The organism is Streptomyces sp. NBC_00224, from assembly GCF_041435195.1.
GTDB lineage: Bacteria > Actinomycetota > Actinomycetes > Streptomycetales > Streptomycetaceae > Streptomyces.
Map to the genome: position 1 here is coordinate 1,911,397 of NZ_CP108106.1, position 18,455 is coordinate 1,929,851.

Consider the following 18,455-nt stretch of genomic DNA (forward strand, 5'->3'; position numbering starts at 1 on the left):
CGAGCACGGGCCCCGCACCGCCCCGTCAGCAGCGCCGCAGGTCCTCGGTGAGGGTGCCCTGGGCGGTCTTGAGGCTGCGGTCGTAGCAGCCGTCGGAGCCGGTCAGGCGGTAGCGCTCGGCGGAGGTGCCGCTCGCGTGCCGCTGGTCGCGCGGGACGTTCAGGGTCCAGGAGGCGTCGCCCCGGTAGGTGTCGTCCAGGTGCGACCACGAGGTGGCCCGGCCGCCGCGCAGGGTGGCGGTGTCCGCGAGGTCCCCGAGGGTGATCACGGTCCGCAGCCGGTCGTCCGCGCCGATGGTGATGGTGCCGTCCATCGTGTACGTACGGTGCACGCGCGCGGTGACGGCCGGGCCGCGCCCGTCCGTGGTGACCGCGCTGTCGTCGGTCCAACTCCCCTTCAGGGAGTCGGTGTTCTCGCCCTCGGTCCAGCGGTGGACCGTGTCGGCGGCGACACCGCGGGCGACCGTGGTGGTGACCCGGCCGTGCGAGGTGTCGAGATAGCCCGCCGTGGTCAGCCGGTGGCCCGCCTTCGCGTCGAGGCGCAGCTCGGTTCCGGGCGTGTAGGTCGTGGAGTCGGTCGGCGCGCTCTCCTCGTGGCGGGTGAGCGCCCCGGTGACGACCTCGCTGCCCCGGTCCTGCCAGATCAGCACGTTGACCGGCGTCGACCAGCCGGACTGCCCCTCGGGGACCCCGGCGACGGACACCTCCACGCGGTGCGCGCGGCCGTCGTTGAGCAGCGCCGCGTACGGCGTCAGGTCGTACTCGATCGGCCGTACGTCGAAGGCGTGGGGCGCCGGGACGACGTACCAGAGGAAGGGGTTGGACCAGCCGCCGGTCCACACGTTCGGGAACGGCGAGGCGATTCCGGCGAGTTGGCCGTCGACCTTGATCCGCACCTCGCGGTTGGGCCCCGCGGCCGCCTTGCAGGAGTAGGGCGCGGGGTCCGGCACCGCGAGGTACCAGAACTCCTCGCAGCCGCCGCCCGAGCCGGTCGCGTACACCTCGGCGACGATCCGCTCGGAGTTGCGCGGCGCCGTCAGCGCGGTGCCGTCGAGCGGCAGCACCCTGTCCGGCGCGGCGGCGGGCTTCACACGGCCCTCGGCTGGGGGCACCTCCCACGCCCCCTGGGCGTAGGGGGAATAGAAGGTCAGCGTGACCTTGACGTCGATCACGCCGGTGTACGTCTCGTCGACAACATTGCCGATCAGCATCTCGACGGGCTGCGCGGAGCGGAAGGTGTCGCTGTAGCGGGTGACGTCCTTCTCGACGTTCCAGGCGATGCCGTCCGGCGAGGGCTCGGGGGTGGACGTGCGCAGCACCTCGACGCCGCCGACGTGGAGATAGCCGAGGCGGTCGTACTGCCTCCCCTTGACGTTGCCGTCGAGCCGCAGCACCACCTTGCTCCACCGGTCGCCGCATCCCTTGGGCGGCGCGTAACTCCCCTTGTACGGCGTGAAGTCGCGGAACTGCGCCTGCGCCAGGGTGACTTGGCAGCTACGGGTGTGCGGGACGGCGACCGGCGGCGCGGCGGTGACCGGGTCGTGCCAGTCGGTGCCGAACTCGGCGGGGGGCTCGGCCGGCTGTGCGGCCGCCGCGGCCGGGCCCGCGCCTAGCAGCGCTCCGGCCGCGAGCACCACCGCGCCGATCATGGACATGATCCTCTGTGGTCTCATGCGTCAGGAGTGAAGCGTGAGTGGGCGCCGCGCGCCAGGGGCCGGCCGCCGGTCTTGGCGCGTTCCGGCCGCCCGGGCGGGAAAATCAATTGCCCCGGGGCCTCCCGGAAGGCCAACCTTGCACGGTTTGAACCACTCTTTCCGATCCTTGGGACGTCATGCAGATTCGCGATCTTCCTTATACGGATCCAGGCGAACCGGACGTCCGCTCGGGTCCCCGGTTCCTGCTGTGGCTGGGCCTGGGCCAGCTCGGCGGGCAGCTCAGATCGATGGCCTGGGGGCTGCTGCACCAGTGCGGCATCGCCGGGCTGCCGCTCGGCGTGGGCATCGCCGTACAGGCCGTGATCGACCGCTCGGGTACGCGGCTCGCGCTCGCGGGCGGCCTCATCGCGCTGATGGGCGCGGCCATCGCCGTCGGCGACACCATGCTGCACCGCACCGCGGTGACCAACTGGATCACGGCAGCGGCCCGTGTGCAGCAGCTGCTCGCGCGCAAGACCGCCGAGCTCGGCTCGGTGCTCACGCGCCGGGTCGCGGCGGGCGAGGTCGTCGCCGTCTCCACCGGCGACGTCGAGAAGATCGGCTGGTTCGTGGAGGCGCTGTCGCGGTTCGCGGCGGCAGCCACCGCACTGGTGATCATCTGCGTCGGCCTGGTGCTGTACCAGCCGACGCTCGGCGTCGTGGTCGCCGCCGGAGTGCCCGTCATGGCCCTGGCCGTCCTGCCGTTGCTGCCGCCCGCCACCCGGCGGGCCGACACCCAGCGCGAGAAGGCGGGCCGGGCGACCGAGCTGGCCTCGGACACCGTGGCCGGGCTGCGGGTACTGCGCGGCATCGGCGGCGAGGAGCTCTTCCTCGGCCGCTACCGCGAGGCCTCCCAGGAGGTCCGCAGGGCAGCCGTGCGCAGCGCCCGCATGTGGTCGCTGATCTCGGCGGTCCAGGTGCTGCTGCCGGGCGTCCTGCTGATCACGGTGGTCTGGTACGGGGCGGCGCTGGCCCGCGACGGCCGGATCCAGGTCGGTGAACTGGTCACCGTGTACAGCGCGGTGACGCTGATGCTGTTCCCGCTGCGCCACTTCGAGGAGATCGCCATGGCGTACTCCTTCTCGCGGCCCTCGGCCAAGCGCGCGGCCCGCGTGCTGGCACTGCGGAGGGTCACCGACCCGTCCGGGACGGACACGGGGGTGCCGTCCCGGACGGCGGCGGCGCCGGCCGGGTCCTCCCGGCCCGCCGCCGAGGGGCTGTCCGGCGACCTGTACGACCCGGCGACCGGACTGCTCGCGCCCGAGGGCCGGTTCACGGCCGTGGTGTGCGGCGACCCGGACGCGGCCGGACGGCTGGCCGAGCACCTGGGCGGACACGCCACCGAGGCCGACGCCTTGGCGTCCGCCCTGCTCGGCGGGGTCGCGCTCGACGGGCTCCCGCTGGACGCGGCACGGGCCGCCGTCCTCGTCCAGGACAAGGACCCGGTACTGCTCTCCGGCACGCTCCACGAGCTCCTGGACGTGCCCTCGTCCGGGAAGGTCGCGGCCGACGAGGCGCTGGCGGCGGCGCAGTGCGGCGACGTCCTGGACGCGCTGGCCCAGGCGTCGGTGGACACCGACGGCGACCCGATGCGCACCCGGATCACCGAGCGCGGCCGGTCGCTCTCCGGCGGCCAGCGCCAACGCCTCGCCCTGGCACGGTCGTTGGTGACCGACCCGGAGGTGCTCGTCCTGGACGAGCCGACCTCGGCGGTCGACTCGCACACCGAGTCACGGGTGGCGGGCGGCATCAAGCGGCTGCGCGCGGGCCGTACGACGGTCGTGTTCTCGTCGTCGCCGCTGCTGCTCGACCTGGCGGACCGGGTCGTCCTCGTGCACGACGGCGAGGTCGCCTCGGTCGGGGTGCACCGCGACCTGATGCGCACCGACGCCCGCTACCGCGCGGTGGTCACCCGCGAGACCGACGAGTCGGCGCGGACCGAAGAGACACAGTCACTGGAGAAATGGGAGGAGACGGCATGATCGGCGTGGCGGCACCCGAGTACGACCCGGCGGCCCCGCAGTCGGCCACCACCCTGCCGGTCGGCACCCCGGCGACCGTCCGGGCGTACGTACGTCAGCTGATGCGGCGCCACCGCAAGGCGTTCGCGCTGCTCATCGGGGTCAACGCGGTCGCGGTGATCTCCTCGATGGTCGGCCCGTACCTGCTGGGCGGGATCGTCGAGGACCTCTCCAACGACGTCCAGGACCTCCATCTGGAGCGCACGGCCGCGCTGTTCGCGGGGGCGCTGATCGTGCAGACCGTGTTCGTGCGGCTGGTGCGGCTGCGCGGCGGGATGCTCGGCGAGGAGATGCTGGCCGATCTGCGCGAGGACTTCCTGGTGCGGTCGGTGGGGCTGCCGCCGGGCGTCCTGGAGCGCGCGGGCACGGGCGATCTGCTCTCCCGGATCACCACGGACATCGACCGGCTGGCCAACGCGATGCGCGAGGCCGTGCCGCAGCTGGCCATCGGTGTGGTGTGGGCGCTGCTGCTCATCGGCGCGCTCACGGCCACCGCGCCGCCGCTGGCCCTGGCGGTGCTCGTGGCGCTGCCCATGCTCGTGGCGGTGTGCCGCTGGTACTTCAGGCGGGCGCCCTCGGCGTACCGCTCGGAGGCGGCCGGGTACGCGGCGGTCGCCGCCGTGCTCGCCGAGACCGTCGACGCGGGCCGGACCATCGAGGCGCACCGCCTCGGCGAGCGCCGCATCGCGCTCTCCGACCGGCGGATCACCGAGTGGACGGCCTGGGAGCGGTACACGCTGTGGCTGCGGTCGGTCCTGTTCCCCGTCATCAACCTCACCCACACCACCATCCTGCTGGCCGTCCTGATGATCGGCGGAACGTTCGTCCTGAACGACTGGCTCACCGTCGGGCAGCTGACGACGGGCGCGATGCTCGCGATGATGATGGTCGAGCCGGTCGGTCTGATCCTGCGCTGGTACGACGAGCTCCAGGTCGCCCAGGTCTCGCTGGCCAGGCTCGTCGGCGTCCGGGACATCGAGCCGGACGCGGGCGACGCCGAGGTGCGCCCGGACGGCCGGGACGTCGAGGCGGACGAGGTGCGCTTCGGCTACCGCGAGGGCGTGGACGTACTGCACCAGGTCTCGCTGTCGGTGGCGCCGGGCACCCGGCTGGCGCTGGTGGGGCCGTCCGGCGCGGGCAAGTCCACGCTCGGGCGGCTGCTCGCGGGCATCTACGCCCCGCGCGAGGGCAGCGTCACGCTCGGCGAGGCCGAGCTGTCGCGGATGCCCGCCGAGCGGGTGCGCGAGCACGTGGCGCTGGTCAACCAGGAGCACCACGTGTTCGTGGGCTCGCTGCGGGACAACCTGCTGCTCGCCCGGCAGGGCGCCGGGGACGCCGAGCTGTGGGCGGCCCTGGGCGCGGTCGACGCCGACGGCTGGGCGCGGGCGCTCGACGACGGCCTGGACACGGAGGTCGGCTCCGGCGGGCTCTCCCTCACCCCGGCCCAGGCCCAGCAGATCGCGCTGGCCCGCCTGGTCCTCGCGGACCCGCACACGCTGGTCCTGGACGAGGCGACCTCGCTCCTCGACCCGCGCGCCGCACGGCACCTGGAGCGCTCACTGGCGCGGGTGCTGGACGGCCGTACGGTCGTGGCGATCGCCCACCGGCTGCACACCGCGCACGACGCGGACATGATCGCGGTGGTCGAGAACGGCCGCATCAGCGAGCTGGGCAGCCATGACGCCCTGGTCGAGGCGGACGGCGCGTACGCCGCGCTGTGGCGGTCCTGGCACGGGTGAGGCCTCGACGGGTGGTGGTCAGTCCGGGGGCGCCGCCTCCGGACCGGCCTCCCCTCGGGGCAGCCACTTCTCGATCACGATCAGCAGCGCGTCGGTGTCGACCGGCTTGGTCAGATACGCGGAGGCGCCCGCCTCGATGCTGCGCTCGCGGTCGCCCGCCATCGCCTTGGCCGTGAGCGCGACGACCGGTAGCGCCTCGTAGCCCGGAATCCGCCGGATCCGCCTCATCGTCTCGTTGCCGTCCATCCCCGGCATCATCACGTCCATCAGGACGAGGTCGACGCCGGGGCGGCCTTCGAGCATGTCGATCGCCTCCTGGCCGCTCTCCGCGTACCAGACGGTCAGCCCGTGCTGTTCGAGGACCGAGGTGAGGGCGAAGACATTGCGTACGTCGTCGTCGACGACCAGGACGTGCTCGCCCTCGAACCCGCCGGTGAACAACGGAAGCAGGGCGGGCGTCTCCTCCGGCAGCGGATCGAAGTCGTCCAGCTCCCCCGCCACCGGCCCCCGGGGCAGGTCGAGGGTGAACGTCGAGCCCCGGCCGACCTCGCTCTCGCAGCGGATCTCGCCGCCGAGCAGCCCGGCGATCTCCCGGCTGATGGACAGACCGAGCCCCGTACCGCCGTATCTGCGGCTCGTCGTGCCGTCGGCCTGCTGGAACGCGTCGAAGATCACCTGGATCTTGTCGGCGGGAATGCCGATCCCGGAGTCGGAGACCGAGAACACCATCCGGGGGCCGAGCTGGCCGACCCGCAGCTCCACGGCCCCGTCGGCGTCGGTGAACTTCACCGCGTTGGCAAGCAGATTGCGCAGCACCTGGAGCAGCCGCTGCTCGTCGGTGTACAGCTCGGTGGACACCCCGGGCGCCAGGCTCACGGAGAAGTCGATCCCCTTGTCCGCCATCAGCGGGCGGAACGTCGCCTCCACATGGTCCACCAGCGCGGCGACCCCGATCCAGGCCGGCGCGACCTCCATCCGGCCCGCCTCCACCCGGGTGAGGTCCAGGATGTCGTTGATCAGTTCGAGCAGGTCGGAGCCCGCGCGGTGGATCGTCTCGGCGAACTCGATCTGCCGTTGCGAGAGGGTGCCCTCGACGTTGTCGGCGAGCAACTTGGCGAGGAGCAGCATCGAGTTCAAAGGGGTGCGCAGCTCGTGCGACATGTTCGCCAGGAACTCGGACTTGAAGCGCATCGAGACCGCCAGCAACTCCGCCCGCTCCTGCAGGATCTGGCGGGCCTCCTCGATCTCGTGGTTCTTCACCTCGATGTCCCGGTTGGCGCGCGCGAGGAGTTCGGCCTTCTCCTCCAGCTCCGCGTTGGAGGCCTGGAGCGCCAGCATCTGCCGCTCGGTGCGCTCCTGTTCGCGCAGGACCGCGAGGCTCCTGCGCATCAGCGCCCCCACCTCGGGCGGAATGTCGTCAGGGCGCTCGTCCAGCCACCGCTGCGCCTCCGCGACCCGAGGGGCCGACATCAGGTCGCCCTCGGTCGCGCGCTCCTCCGCGACCGCCAGCCACTGCTGGAAGTCGGCGTCCTCGTCCACCCATCCGGCCAGCCGCTGCCAGCCCCGGATCAGCGCCTCGTGGGCGATCTCCGCCGTGCCGGGCCCCTCCGGGCCCACGACGACCAGGCGCCGCTCGGGGTCGGCCATCAGCTGGGCCACGTACCAGTCCGCGCCGAGGTGGACGCGCCGGGCCGCGACCCGTACCGCGCTGGCCGCGCCGCCCCGGGCCCGGATCATGGAGAGCAGGACGCGCCGGATCCGGGCCTCGTCCAGGGTCTGGGTCAGGAAGCGGTAGACCTGCTCGGCATGGCGGTTGAGGGCGCCGGAGACGCCGCCGAGGCCGTGATAGCTGTCGAAGCTGATCCGGCGCTCGCGCTGCATCGGCCAGAGTTCGGTCAGGGCGAACTCAAGGAGCGGCAGCCCGCCCGGCCCCTTGCTCGCCTCGGCCGCCACGGCCTCGGCCAGCCCCTCGGTGAAGGTCACCCCGGCGAGCGCGGCCGGTTCGACGATCACCCGGGTCAGCGCCGCCTCGTCGAGCGGGGACACGTTCAGCTGCCGGTCCTGCAAACGGGGGCCGATGTCCGCCAGCTCCAGCAGATCGGGCAGGAAGTCGGAGCGCAGGGTGCAGATGAGGCGTACGTCGGGGCTCTGCACCGTCTCGGGCGGCGGAAAGGTCTGCCGGAGGAAGCGCACCGGGTCCGCCCCCTCCGTACCGGCGCTGAACACCTCCTCGAACTGGTCGCCGATGAGCGCGAGGCGGCGGCCCGAGAGCACCGACACCCGGGTCGCCACCGGCCAGAAGCCCTCCTCGCGCAGGGCGCGGCAGCGGTTCTCCAGCTGTTCGAGCGAGTGGTCGCCGCCCGGGCACTCCAGGTCGAGCAGCGCCCGCGCCAGCGTGTCGTACGGCGTGGCGCCCGGCCGGAAGGTGGCCACCGACCAGCCGTCCGCGCGCAGCCCGGGTTCGAGCCCGGCAGCCACCAGCGAGGACTTGCCGACCCCGGACGGGCCGGTGACGACGACCAGCGGCCGGTCCTTCACCATCGCCCGCAGCCCGGCGATCTCCCGCTCGCGGCCGACGAAGAGCCCGGCCCGGGCGTCGGCGGCGGTGAAGGACCGCAGGCCCCGGTAGGGGCAGGGCGGCAGCATGCTGCCGCCGAGGACCTCGGGCCAGGCGGCCGACACCTCGGTCATGGGCACCGCGTACGCGTCGTCGGTGCGGCCCTCCCGCCCGGCGACCGCCAGCAGCCCGACGACCGCGTCGCCCCACGCGTCCCCCACGATCACCGGGGCGCCGCTGAAACCGGGCTGGGCGCGCAGCGCGGACTCGCTCTCGGCGTCGAGCTGGACCAGTCCCCCGCCGACGGCGCCCCGCAGCCGACAGGACGACCAGGCGCCGTTGGCGGTACGGGACCGGCTCGCCGGATAGCCGAAGACCCCGGCCCGCACGTCCTCGGCCCCGCAGCCCGGCACCGCGACCAGCCGGGCGGGACCGGCGCCGACCGGCAGCGTGTCGCCCACCACGACCAGACCGGCCGTGTCGCGCCCGCCGAGCCCGGGCGCCGCGGGCGGGTCCCAGGCGGCGACGCGGCACTCGCGCAGCGGCGCGCCCTCCGCGTTCCCCAGGAGCGGGAAGTCGACGCGGATCCTGGCGCTGTCCGGGGGTCGCTCGCGGTCGGCCTTGTCCCGGCCGAGCGCCGCGTTGATCACATGGGCGCAGGTCACGATGTGCCGCTCGCCCACGACACAGCCGACTCCGGCCGCCATCGGGGGTTCGGCCGTGGCGTGCCGGATCCTGACGACGAACCCCTCCCGCCCGGTCATGCTCCGGCGCGGTTCCAGACGAGCCGGACGGCGAAGTTCACCTCGGCCGTCCCCTTGGCGATGATCACGCCGGACTCGCCACCCGCCTTGAGGCCGAACTCGATCTCGACCTCGTCGGGCCCGAGCCCGCGCACCGTCTCGACGACGCGGGACAGCGCGGGCCGCACCTGGTCCATCGCCTCCGCGAGCGACACCCTGGCCCGGGCCACCGTGCCGGCGCCGCCCGCGGCCAGCTCCAGGTCGCCGCCGGTCTCGTCCTCGCCGATCTCGAACACGGCCCGCACATCGCTGCCGTGCTCCAACGGCATCGTCAGAATCTGCACCATGCGGTCGCCCCGCCGCCCTCACTGCCGTACGAGCGCGGCGCGTCCGCCCGGAACGCGGAGCCGCCGCGATGACGGGTCCCATCGTCGGCCACGGCGGGCCGCGGGCGCAGCCGGTTCACGGAAACCCACCCGGGGCCGCGGGCTCAGATGAAGTTGAGCGCGCCCGCCGCCCCGACCCCGCCGAGCACCATGAACACGGGCATCAGCACCTTCAGCTCGACCCAGCTCCCGGCCCGGAACCGCATCGCCTTCGGCGGGCCCAGCGGGTACCAGCGCTTGCGGCCGAGCGGGATCGGCCACAGGATCGGGCAGCCGGAGACGGTCAGCGCGTCCCCGATGTCGTGGACCAGGGCGCCGAGCACGATCGGCAGGCCCAGCCACAGGTACTCCTGGCCGGAGCCGGCGAAGAGCCAGTCCGAGCCGTTGCCGGGCTTGTCGAGGACCCCGGCCATGATCCAGGCGCCGGCCGCGCCGAGCAGCCACACCAGGACGTCGCTGGACATCCGCGCGGCCCGCCACAGCAGGCCCTCGACGGCGAGCACCGCATGGACGAAGAGGATGCCGAGCACCGCCCAGCGGCCGCCGAACACGGCCGCGGCCGAGGCGCCCGCCCCGATCAGGACGGCCCACAGCCAGGTGTGGGTCAGCGTGCGGTGGCCGCCGTTGCGGCGCGGGTCGCCGGGGCCCCTGGTCGCCTTGTAGACGGCGTGCGAGAGCTCGTCGACGATGCCGCACAAGGCCCGGGAGACCGGTCCGAAGGCGCGCGAGATGGTCGCGGACTTGTGGTCGAGGTCGGGTGCGAGCGCCGCCCCGGCGCTGATCAGCGCGCCGACGACGAGCACCGGCCAGGGCATGGCGTGCCCCGCGGCAGCGGTCGCGGCCCCCACCCCCAGCCAGGCAGCCGCTCCTGACAGTGAGTGCGCAGGTCCCATCATGACCGTGCCCCGCCCCATTTCCTGTTGTCCCGTGGCCCAGTTGACGAGGCAGCCTATCGCTCATGATCTTCTTGCCCGTCCTCCGGTTCCCTCTCATGGGGTGAAGCCAGGCAAGATGGGGACGTGACCCTTATCGATCAGCTGCCGCCGAGTGCCGACCCCGATGCCCTTTTCGAGGCCTTCTCCACCTGGGCCGAGGAGCGGGGCATCTCCCTGTACCCGGCGCAGGAGGAGGCCCTGATCGAGGTGGTGTCGGGGGCGAACGTGATCCTTTCCACCCCGACCGGCTCCGGAAAGAGCCTGGTGGCGGCGGGTGCGCACTTCGCGGCGCTGGCCCGGGACGAGGTCACGTTCTACACCGCGCCGATCAAGGCGCTGGTCTCGGAGAAGTTCTTCGACCTCTGCAAGCTCTTCGGCACCGAGAACGTCGGCATGCTGACCGGCGACGCGTCCGTGAACGCCGACGCCCCCGTCATCTGCTGCACCTCCGAGGTCCTCGCCTCCATCGCGCTGCGCGACGGCAAGCACGCCGACATCGGCCAGGTCGTGATGGACGAGTTCCACTTCTACGCCGAGGCGGACCGCGGCTGGGCCTGGCAGATCCCGATCCTGGAACTGCCCCAGGCGCAGTTCGTCCTGATGTCGGCCACCCTCGGCGACATGTCGATGTTCGAGAAGGACCTGACCCGGCGCACCGGCCGGGAGACCGCGGTGGTCCGCTCGGCGACCCGCCCGGTCCCGCTCTCGTACGAGTACGTCACCACGCCGATCACCGAGACGCTGACCGAGCTCCTGGAGACCAGGCAGTCGCCGGTCTACATCGTCCACTTCACCCAGGCGCAGGCGGTCGAGCGGGCACAGTCGCTCATGTCGATCAACATGTGTACGCGCGAGGAGAAGGACGCGATCGCGGAGCTGATCGGCAACTTCCGCTTCACCACCAAGTTCGGCCAGAACCTCTCCCGTTATGTACGCCACGGCATCGGCGTGCACCACGCGGGCATGCTGCCCAAGTACCGCCGTCTGGTGGAGAAGCTGGCGCAGGCGGGCCTGTTGAAGGTGATCTGCGGTACGGACACCCTCGGCGTCGGCGTCAACGTCCCCATCCGCACGGTCCTGTTCACCGCACTCACCAAGTACGACGGCACCCGGGTGCGCACCCTGCGCGCCCGCGAGTTCCACCAGATCGCGGGCCGGGCCGGGCGGGCCGGGTTCGACACCGCCGGGTTCGTGGTCGCCCAGGCGCCCGAGCACGTCATCGAGAACGAGAAGGCGCTCGCCAAGGCGGGCGACGACCCGAAGAAGCGCCGCAAGGTGGTCCGCAAGAAGGCCCCCGAGGGCTTCGTCGCCTGGTCGGACTCCACCTTCGAGAAGCTGATCGGCGCCGACCCCGAGCCGCTGACCTCGCGCTTCCGGGTCACCAACATCATGCTGCTCTCGGTGATCGCCCGGCCGGGCAACGCCTTCGAGGCGATGCGCCACCTCTTGGAGGACAACCACGAGCCGCGCAAGGCGCAGCTGCGGCACATCCGCCGCGCCATCGCCATCTACCGCTCGCTGCTCGACGGCGGTGTGGTGGAGCAGCTGGACACCCCGGACGCCGAGGGCCGCACCATCCGGCTCACCGTCGACCTCCAGCAGGACTTCGCGCTCAACCAGCCGCTGTCCACGTTCGCCCTGGCGGCCTTCGACCTGCTCGACCCCGAGTCGCCCTCGTACGCGCTGGACATGGTCTCGGTCGTCGAGTCGACGCTCGACGACCCGCGCCAGATCCTCGCCGCCATGCAGAACAAGGCGCGCGGCGAGGCCGTCGGCCAGATGAAGGCGGACGGCGTCGAGTACGAGGAGCGCATGGAGCGGCTCCAGGACATCTCGTACCCGAAGCCGCTGGAAGAGCTCCTCTGGCACGCGTACAACGTCTACAAGAAGTCGCACCCGTGGGTGGGCGACCACCCGGTCTCGCCGAAGTCCGTCATCCGTGACATGTACGAACGGGCGCTCACCTTCACGGAGTTCACCTCCTGGTACGAGCTGGCGCGCACCGAGGGCATCGTCCTGCGCTATCTGGCGGGCGCGTACAAGGCGCTCGACCACACCATCCCGGACGACCTCAAGACCGAGGACCTTCAGGACCTGATCGCCTGGCTCGGCGAGATGGTCCGCCAGGTCGACTCCAGCCTGCTCGACGAGTGGGAGCAGCTCGCCAACCCGGAGATCGAGACCGCCGAGCAGGCCCAGGAGAAGGCCGACGAGGTCAAGCCGGTCACCGCGAACGCCCGCGCCTTCCGCGTGCTGGTCCGCAACGCGATGTTCCGCCGGGTGGAGCTGGCCGCGCTCGACAACATGGCCGAGCTGGGCACGATGGACGCCGAGTCGGGCTGGGACGCGGACGCCTGGGGCGAGGCGATGGACAAGTACTGGGACGAGTACGAGGACCTGGGCACCGGCCCGGACGCGCGCGGACCCAAGCTGCTGCAAATCGAGGAGGACCCGGCGCACGGCCTGTGGCGCGTCCGGCAGACCTTCGCCGACCCGAACGGCGACCATGGCTGGGGCATCAGCGCGGAGGTCGATCTGGCGGCCTCCGACGAAGAGGGTCGCGCGGTGGTGCGCGTCACCGACGTCGGCGAGCTCTGACCCCCGCCCCCGAGAGGACCGCGACGACATGACCAACCCCGCCGAAAGACTCGTCGATCTGCTCGACCTGGAGCAGATCGAGGTGGACATCTTCCGCGGCCGCAGCCCGCAGGAGTCCCTCCAGCGCGTCTTCGGCGGCCAGGTGGCCGGCCAGGCGCTGGTGGCGGCCGGGCGCACCACGGACGGTGAGCGCCCGGTGCACTCGCTGCACGCCTACTTCCTGCGCCCGGGCCGCCCCGGCGTCCCGATCGTCTACCAGGTCGAGCGGGTGCGGGACGGCCGGTCGTTCACCACCCGCCGGGTCACCGCGGTCCAGCAGGGCCGCACGATCTTCAATCTGACGGCGTCCTTCCACCAGCCGGAGCCGGGCAGCATCGAGCACCAGCTGCCGCCGCGCCTGGACTTCCCGGAGCCGGAGTCGCTGCCGACGGTCGCGGACGAGATCCGCGAGCACCTGGGCACCCTGCCGGAGGCCCTGGAGCGGATGGCGCGCCGCCAGCCCTTCGACATCCGGTACGTGGACCGGCTGCGCTGGACGCCGGACGAGATCAAGGACGCGGACCCGCGCAGCGCGGTGTGGATGCGCGCGGTCGGCCCGCTGGGCGACGACCCGCTGGTGCACACCTGCGCGCTGACGTACGCGTCCGACATGACGCTGCTCGACGCGGTCCGCATCCCGGTGGAGCCGCTGTGGGGTCCCCGGGGCTTCGACATGGCCTCGCTCGACCACGCGATGTGGTTCCACCGGCCGTTCCGGACCGACGAGTGGTTCCTGTACGACCAGGAGTCCCCCATCGCGACCGGCGGCCGGGGCCTGGCCCGCGGCCGCATCTACGACCGCGAGGGCCGGCTGCTGGTGTCCGTGGTCCAGGAGGGCCTGTTCCGCCCGCTGCCGGCCCGCGACTGACCGGTCAATCCCTGTTACGAGGAGTCTGTTGATGAGCCTGTACGACATCCCGCTGCGCACGCTGTCCGGCGAGCCCACTTCGCTGGCCGACTACAAGGGCAAGGCGGTGCTGGTCGTGAACGTGGCGTCCCAGTGCGGTCTGACCCCGCAGTACGCCGGTCTGGAGCGCCTTCAGGCACAGTACGGCGAGCGCGGCTTCAGCGTGCTCGGCGTGCCCTGCAACCAGTTCGGCGGCCAGGAGCCCGGCAGCGCCGAGGAGATCGGGACGTTCTGCTCGGCGACGTACGGAGTAACGTTCCCGCTCCTGGAGAAGACGGACGTCAACGGCGACGGCCGCCACCCGCTGTACGAGCGCCTCACGGAGGTCGCGGACACGGACGGCGAGGCCGGCGACGTGCAGTGGAACTTCGAGAAGTTCCTGATCTCCCCCACCGGCGAGGTGGTCGCCCGGATCCGTCCGCGCACCGAGCCGGAGGCCCCGGAGGTCGTCGCGGCGATCGAGGCGCAGTTGTCGGTCTGATCCACCGGAGAGACAGCGCGGCTCCGTTCCCGCCACACGGGAACGGAGCCGGTCTCCTGGCCGGTGGAGGCTAACGGATCGGCATGCCCGAGAGCGTGCGGGCGATCACCAGGCGCTGGATCTCGCTGGTCCCCTCGAAGATCGTGTAGATGGCCGCATCGCGGTGCATGCGCTCCACCGGGTACTCGCGGGTGTAGCCGTTGCCGCCGAGGATCTGGATCGCCTGCCCGGTGACCTTCTTCGCGGTCTCGCTCGCGAACAGCTTGGACATCGAGCCCTCGGCGGAGGTGAAGGGCCGGCCCGCCGTGGCCATCCAGGAGGCGCGCCACACCAGCAGCCGGGCCGCGTCGATCTGCGTACGCATGTCGGCGAGCTGGAAAGCGACGCCCTGGTTGTCGATGATCGGGCGGCCGAACTGCTCGCGGCCCTTGGCGTATTCGAGTGCGTAGTCGTAAGCGGCGCGGGCCGTGCCGACCGCCATGGCGCCGACGGCCGGGCGGGAGGCCTCGAAGGTGGCCATGGCGGCGTTCTTCACGCGCTCACCGCCGCCCGCCCTCGCCTTCTCGTGGGCCCGGGCGAGCCGCTCGTCGAGCTTCTCCTTGCCGCCGAGCAGGCAGTGCCCGGGCACGCGGACGTCTTCGAGCACGACCTCGGCGGTGTGCGAGGCGCGGATGCCGTGCTTCTTGAACTTCTGGCCCTGGGACAGGCCGGGGGTGCCGGGCGGCACGATGAAGGAGGCATGCCCCTTGGAGCCGAGCTCCGGGTCGACGACCGCGACGACGACGTGCACATTGGCGATGCCGCCGTTGGTGGCCCAGGTCTTGGTGCCGTTGAGGACCCACTCGTCCTTGGCCTCGTCGTACACGGCCCTGGTCCGCATGGAGGCGACGTCGGAGCCCGCGTCCGGCTCGGAGGAGCAGAAGGCGGCTACCTTCACGTCGTCCACGTCGCCGTACATCTGCGGTATCCAGGTGCCGATCTGCTCCTCGGTGCCGTTGGCGAGGACGCCGACGGCGGCGAGGCCGGTCCCGACGATCGACAGGGCGATGCCCGCGTCGCCCCAGAACAGCTCCTCCATGGCGACCGGGATGCCGAGACCGGTCGGGTCGAAGAACTGTTGGGCGTAGAAGTCCAGGGAGTAGATTCCGACCTTGGCGGCTTCCTGGATCACCGGCCAGGGGGTCTCCTCGCGCTCGTCCCACTCCGCGGCGGCGGGCCTGATGACGTCCTTCGCAAAGCCGTGCAACCAGTCCCTGACCTGCTTCTGGTCGTCATTGAGTTCCATCGTGAACTCGGCCATGTCCCCTCCACCACTTCCCGTGCCACAGACAAGCGTTACTTGCGGTAACGGCAGTATGTTACTGGCCGGTAGAGCCTGTCAACCGACCAGCGGCCGATCAGCGCGGGACCTGGCCGGAGTGTTACGTTGCGCAGGCATTCCGGATGGCGGAACACGTCGGCGGAACCGCGTAACACGTAAGACGCTGTACGAGTACGGGCGGGGAGACGAAGCCATGGAGACCACACACCAGGCCGAGCAGCAGCGGACGTCGGCCGAGAGCCGTCGGCGGGAACTGCTGGAGGCGGCGGACCGGGTGGTGCTCCGGGACGGCCCCAAGGCATCGATGAACGCGATCGCCGCCGAGGCCGGGATCACCAAGCCGATCCTGTACCGGCACTTCGGGGACAAGGGCGGGCTGTACCGGGCGCTGGCGCAGCGCCACACGGACGCGCTGCTCGCCGCGCTGCGGGCGGCGCTGGACGCTCCCGCGGAGCGCCGCGAGCGCGTCGAGGCCACGCTGGAGACGTACCTCGTGGCGATCGAGGCGCGGCCCCAGGTGTACCGCTTCCTGATGCACCCCGCGGAGGAGACCAGCGGCGGCGAGCACGCCGGGTTCGACGTGGGCCGCCACTCCGCGCCGCTGCTGCGGCGGATGGGCGAGGAGCTGGGCATCGTGATCGCCGAGCGGATCGACCTGGGGCCCGGGAGCGAGGCGCTGGCGCGGGTGTGGGGCCACGGGATCGTCGGCATGATGCACGCGGCGGGCGACTGGTGGCTGGGCGAACGCCCCTGCTCCCGCACGGAGTTGGTACGCGGCCTGGCGGACCTGCTGTGGGGCCGCCTGGCAGCGGCGGCGGACCGGGTGGGCGGGCCGGGGTTCTGACACCGGTTTCGTCTGCGGGCCGGTGGGGGCTGGTCGCGCAGTTCCCCGCGCCCCTTAGGTAACTCCAGCCCCTCCGGCGTGCGAGGAGCGGGGCCCGGGCACATTCAGCCCCTCCGGCGTTTGAGGAGCGGGGTCCGGGGCGGAGCCCCGAAGCGGGGTGCAGGGGGCGCAGCCCCCGCAACGGGGGTCCGGGGGCAACGCCCCCCCGAAACCACCTCCACCCCCACCCACCCCCGGAGGGTTTAGGGAAGGGGCGGGGTGGGGCAATCCCCCCGCCCACCCCACGGCGCTCGCCGCACCGCCCTCCCCAGCCGCGCCTTCCGCCACCCCGTCAAGCGATCCGGATACACCACCCCCTCCAGGTGGTCCATCTCGTGCTGGAGGCACCGCGCGAAGAACCCCGTGCCGGACACCCGCACCACCGCGCCCGACACCGTCAGGCCCTCCACCACCGCCTCGTCGTACCGCTCCGTCCCCGCCTCCAGACCCGGCAGGGACAGACAGCCCTCGGGGCCGCGGAGCAGCAGGCCTTCGGCCGACACCAGACGGGGGTTGACGAGGTGTCCGAGGTGGCGGACGTCCTCGTCGTCGGGGCAGTCGTAGACGAACACCCGCAGCCCCACGCCGATCTGATTGGCCGCGAGCCCCACCCCCCGCGCCGCGTACATCGTCGCGAAGAGGTCCTCGACCAGCCGGCCGAGGGACGGACCGAAGTCGGTGACGGGCTCACAGGGGGCATGCAGGGCCGGGTCGCCGAGGAGAGACATCTCTCGTACGGAGCCGGAACTGCCGGGAATGGGACGGTGACGCATGGCCGTAAGCGTACGGTCCAGGGGGTCCGTGGCCGCGCCGGTGGTGGCGCGGTTCGGGCCGCTGTCCGGATCTCGATAGGCTGAGGTCCGACCCAGGCGCAAGGAGGATCAAGGACGATGGCAGGCAACGCGGAGCCGCTGTCACCGCGGGCCAAGCTCGCCGTGACGGCGGGCAAGGCCGCTGCGGCGGTGTCGCGCGCAGCGGGGCGGGGCAGTGGATCGGTGATCGGCGGCCGGGTGGCGCTCAAGCTGGACCCCGATCTGCTGGGGCGGCTGGCGACCCACCTGGACGTGGTCCTGGTCTCGGCGACGAACGGCAAGACGACGACGACCCGGCTCATCGCCGAGGCGCTGCGGGCCAGTGGCCCGGTGGTGTCCAACGCGCTGGGCGCCAACATGCCCGCGGGCATCACCTCGGCGCTGGCGGGCGGCTCGGACGCCCGCTTCGGCGTGATCGAGGTGGACGAGAAGTACCTCTCCGGTGTCGCGCGCGATGTGACGCCCAAGGCGATCGCACTGCTCAACCTGAGCCGCGACCAGCTCGACCGGGCCGCCGAGACCCGGATGCTCGCCGAGAAGTGGCGCGAGGGGCTTCAGGGCACCAAGGCCGTGGTGATCGCCAACGCCGACGACCCGCTGGTCGTGTGGGCCGCCTCCTCCTCCCCCAACGTGGTGTGGGTGGCGGCGGGCCAGGAGTGGAAGGACGACGCCTGGTCGTGCCCCGCCTGCGGCGGTGTGATGCAGCGCCCGGGCGACGACTGGTTCTGCGGTGAGTGCGGCTTCCGCCGCCCCGCCCCGAGCTGGGTGCTCAGCGGCGACTACGTCCTGGACCCGCACGGTTCGGCCTGGCCGATCCACCTCCAGCTGCCCGGCCGCGCCAACAAGGCCAACGCCGCCACCTCCGCCGCGGTCGCCGCGGTCTTCGGGGTGCCGCCGCAGGTCGCCCTGGAGCGGATGTACCAGGTGCAGGCGGTCGCGGGGCGCTACGACGTGGTCTCCTTCCAGGGACGCGAGCTGCGGCTGCTGCTCGCCAAGAACCCGGCGGGCTGGCTCGAAACGTTTTCCCTCATCGACCCGCCGCCCACGCCGGTGATCCTCGCCGTCAACGCCCGCGGCGCCGACGGCACGGACACCTCGTGGCTGTGGGACGTCGACTACACCCGGCTCGCCGGTCACCCGATCTTCGTGATCGGCGACCGCAAGCTGGACCTGGCGGTCCGCCTGGAGGTCGCGAACCTGGACTTCCGGGTCTGCGAGAGCCTGGCGGAGTGCGTACAGCTCGCGCCGCCCGGCCAGATCGAGCTGATCGCCAACTACACCGCCTTCCAGGACGTGCGCCGCACGGTCGGCAACTGAGACCCCCTAAGGAGCAAGCGAGC

12 protein-coding genes and 2 pseudogenes are annotated in these 18,455 nt (G+C 72.2%); 7 read left to right on the top strand and 7 right to left on the bottom strand.

Annotation, left to right across the window (positions count from 1 at the left end; genetic code table 11):
• Nucleotides 1–25: 25 nt before the first annotated feature.
• The gene (locus OG965_RS08490; protein WP_371650783.1) at nt 26–1,672 is read right to left on the bottom strand and encodes a peptide-N4-asparagine amidase; all 1,647 of its coding nucleotides are present in this window, start codon (nt 1,670–1,672) and stop codon (nt 26–28) included.
• Nucleotides 1,673–1,830: 158 nt separating this feature from the next.
• On the opposite strand from OG965_RS08490, the gene OG965_RS08495 reads away from it, so the two are divergent.
• Complete coding sequence (locus OG965_RS08495) at nt 1,831–3,675, top strand: ABC transporter transmembrane domain-containing protein (protein ID WP_371650785.1); 1,845 nt, start codon at nt 1,831–1,833, stop codon at nt 3,673–3,675.
• On the top strand, nt 3,672–5,453 hold the full coding sequence (locus OG965_RS08500; RefSeq protein WP_371650787.1) for an ABC transporter ATP-binding protein: 1,782 nt from the start codon (nt 3,672–3,674) through the stop codon (nt 5,451–5,453). The genes OG965_RS08495 and OG965_RS08500 overlap by 4 nt, the downstream gene beginning before the upstream one ends.
• Before the next feature lie 18 nt (nt 5,454–5,471).
• Here OG965_RS08500 and OG965_RS08505 read toward each other — a convergent pair.
• From OG965_RS08505 to OG965_RS08520, 4 genes and pseudogenes are all read right to left on the bottom strand, one after another.
• A pseudogene (locus OG965_RS08505) lies at nt 5,472–6,821 on the bottom strand (hybrid sensor histidine kinase/response regulator); the annotation flags it as partial.
• A gap of 177 nt (nt 6,822–6,998) precedes the next feature.
• A pseudogene (locus tag OG965_RS08510) lies at nt 6,999–8,774 on the bottom strand (AAA family ATPase); the annotation flags it as partial.
• A complete protein-coding gene (locus OG965_RS08515; RefSeq protein ID WP_371650789.1) occupies nt 8,771–9,100 on the bottom strand; it encodes a CU044_2847 family protein in 330 nt (109 codons plus the stop codon). The gene OG965_RS08515 and the pseudogene OG965_RS08510, both read right to left, overlap by 4 nt.
• Nucleotides 9,101–9,243: 143 nt before the next feature.
• Complete coding sequence (locus tag OG965_RS08520) at nt 9,244–10,035, bottom strand: metal-dependent hydrolase (RefSeq protein WP_371650791.1); 792 nt, start codon at nt 10,033–10,035, stop codon at nt 9,244–9,246.
• 123 nt (nt 10,036–10,158) lie between these two features.
• Here OG965_RS08520 and OG965_RS08525 point away from each other — a divergent pair, with 123 nt between their 5' ends.
• The 3 genes from OG965_RS08525 to OG965_RS08535 are packed head-to-tail and all read left to right on the top strand — an operon-like array spanning nt 10,159 to nt 14,099.
• Complete coding sequence (locus OG965_RS08525) at nt 10,159–12,672, top strand: DEAD/DEAH box helicase (RefSeq protein WP_371650793.1); 2,514 nt, start codon at nt 10,159–10,161, stop codon at nt 12,670–12,672.
• A 28-nt stretch (nt 12,673–12,700) separates the two neighbouring features.
• The gene (locus tag OG965_RS08530) at nt 12,701–13,579 is read left to right on the top strand and encodes an acyl-CoA thioesterase (protein ID WP_371650795.1); all 879 of its coding nucleotides are present in this window, start codon (nt 12,701–12,703) and stop codon (nt 13,577–13,579) included.
• A gap of 31 nt (nt 13,580–13,610) precedes the next feature.
• The gene (locus OG965_RS08535) at nt 13,611–14,099 is read left to right on the top strand and encodes a glutathione peroxidase (RefSeq protein WP_371650798.1); all 489 of its coding nucleotides are present in this window, start codon (nt 13,611–13,613) and stop codon (nt 14,097–14,099) included.
• Nucleotides 14,100–14,169: 70 nt separating this feature from the next.
• Here the strand turns inward: OG965_RS08535 and OG965_RS08540 are convergent, their stop codons facing one another.
• On the bottom strand, nt 14,170–15,399 hold the full coding sequence (locus OG965_RS08540) for an acyl-CoA dehydrogenase family protein (protein ID WP_371650800.1): 1,230 nt from the start codon (nt 15,397–15,399) through the stop codon (nt 14,170–14,172).
• Between the two features lie 214 nt (nt 15,400–15,613).
• Between OG965_RS08540 and OG965_RS08545 the strand changes: the two genes are divergently transcribed.
• A complete protein-coding gene (locus OG965_RS08545) occupies nt 15,614–16,264 on the top strand; it encodes a TetR family transcriptional regulator (RefSeq protein ID WP_371650802.1) in 651 nt (216 codons plus the stop codon).
• A gap of 242 nt (nt 16,265–16,506) precedes the next feature.
• On the opposite strand, the gene def is transcribed toward OG965_RS08545, so the two are convergent.
• Nucleotides 16,507–17,076: a peptide deformylase gene (gene def, locus OG965_RS08550; RefSeq protein WP_371650805.1), complete on the bottom strand. Its 570-nt coding sequence runs from the start codon at nt 17,074–17,076 to the stop codon at nt 16,507–16,509.
• A 117-nt stretch (nt 17,077–17,193) separates the two neighbouring features.
• Between def and OG965_RS08555 the strand changes: the two genes are divergently transcribed.
• Complete coding sequence (locus tag OG965_RS08555) at nt 17,194–18,432, top strand: MurT ligase domain-containing protein (protein ID WP_371650807.1); 1,239 nt, start codon at nt 17,194–17,196, stop codon at nt 18,430–18,432.
• Nucleotides 18,433–18,455 lie beyond the last annotated feature (23 nt).

Coding starts and splice junctions, on each gene's coding strand:
- OG965_RS08515 (WP_371650789.1), bottom strand. CDS start 9,100: ATGGTGCAGATTCTGACGATGCCGTTGGAGCACGGCAGCGATGTGCGG.
- OG965_RS08540 (WP_371650800.1), bottom strand. CDS start 15,399: ATGGCCGAGTTCACGATGGAACTCAATGACGACCAGAAGCAGGTCAGG.
- def (WP_371650805.1), bottom strand. CDS start 17,076: ATGCGTCACCGTCCCATTCCCGGCAGTTCCGGCTCCGTACGAGAGATG.
- OG965_RS08555 (WP_371650807.1), top strand. CDS start 17,194: ATGGCAGGCAACGCGGAGCCGCTGTCACCGCGGGCCAAGCTCGCCGTG.
- OG965_RS08535 (WP_371650798.1), top strand. CDS start 13,611: ATGAGCCTGTACGACATCCCGCTGCGCACGCTGTCCGGCGAGCCCACT.
- OG965_RS08530 (WP_371650795.1), top strand. CDS start 12,701: ATGACCAACCCCGCCGAAAGACTCGTCGATCTGCTCGACCTGGAGCAG.
- OG965_RS08490 (WP_371650783.1), bottom strand. CDS start 1,672: ATGAGACCACAGAGGATCATGTCCATGATCGGCGCGGTGGTGCTCGCG.
- OG965_RS08495 (WP_371650785.1), top strand. CDS start 1,831: ATGCAGATTCGCGATCTTCCTTATACGGATCCAGGCGAACCGGACGTC.
- OG965_RS08520 (WP_371650791.1), bottom strand. CDS start 10,035: ATGATGGGACCTGCGCACTCACTGTCAGGAGCGGCTGCCTGGCTGGGG.
- OG965_RS08500 (WP_371650787.1), top strand. CDS start 3,672: ATGATCGGCGTGGCGGCACCCGAGTACGACCCGGCGGCCCCGCAGTCG.
- OG965_RS08545 (WP_371650802.1), top strand. CDS start 15,614: ATGGAGACCACACACCAGGCCGAGCAGCAGCGGACGTCGGCCGAGAGC.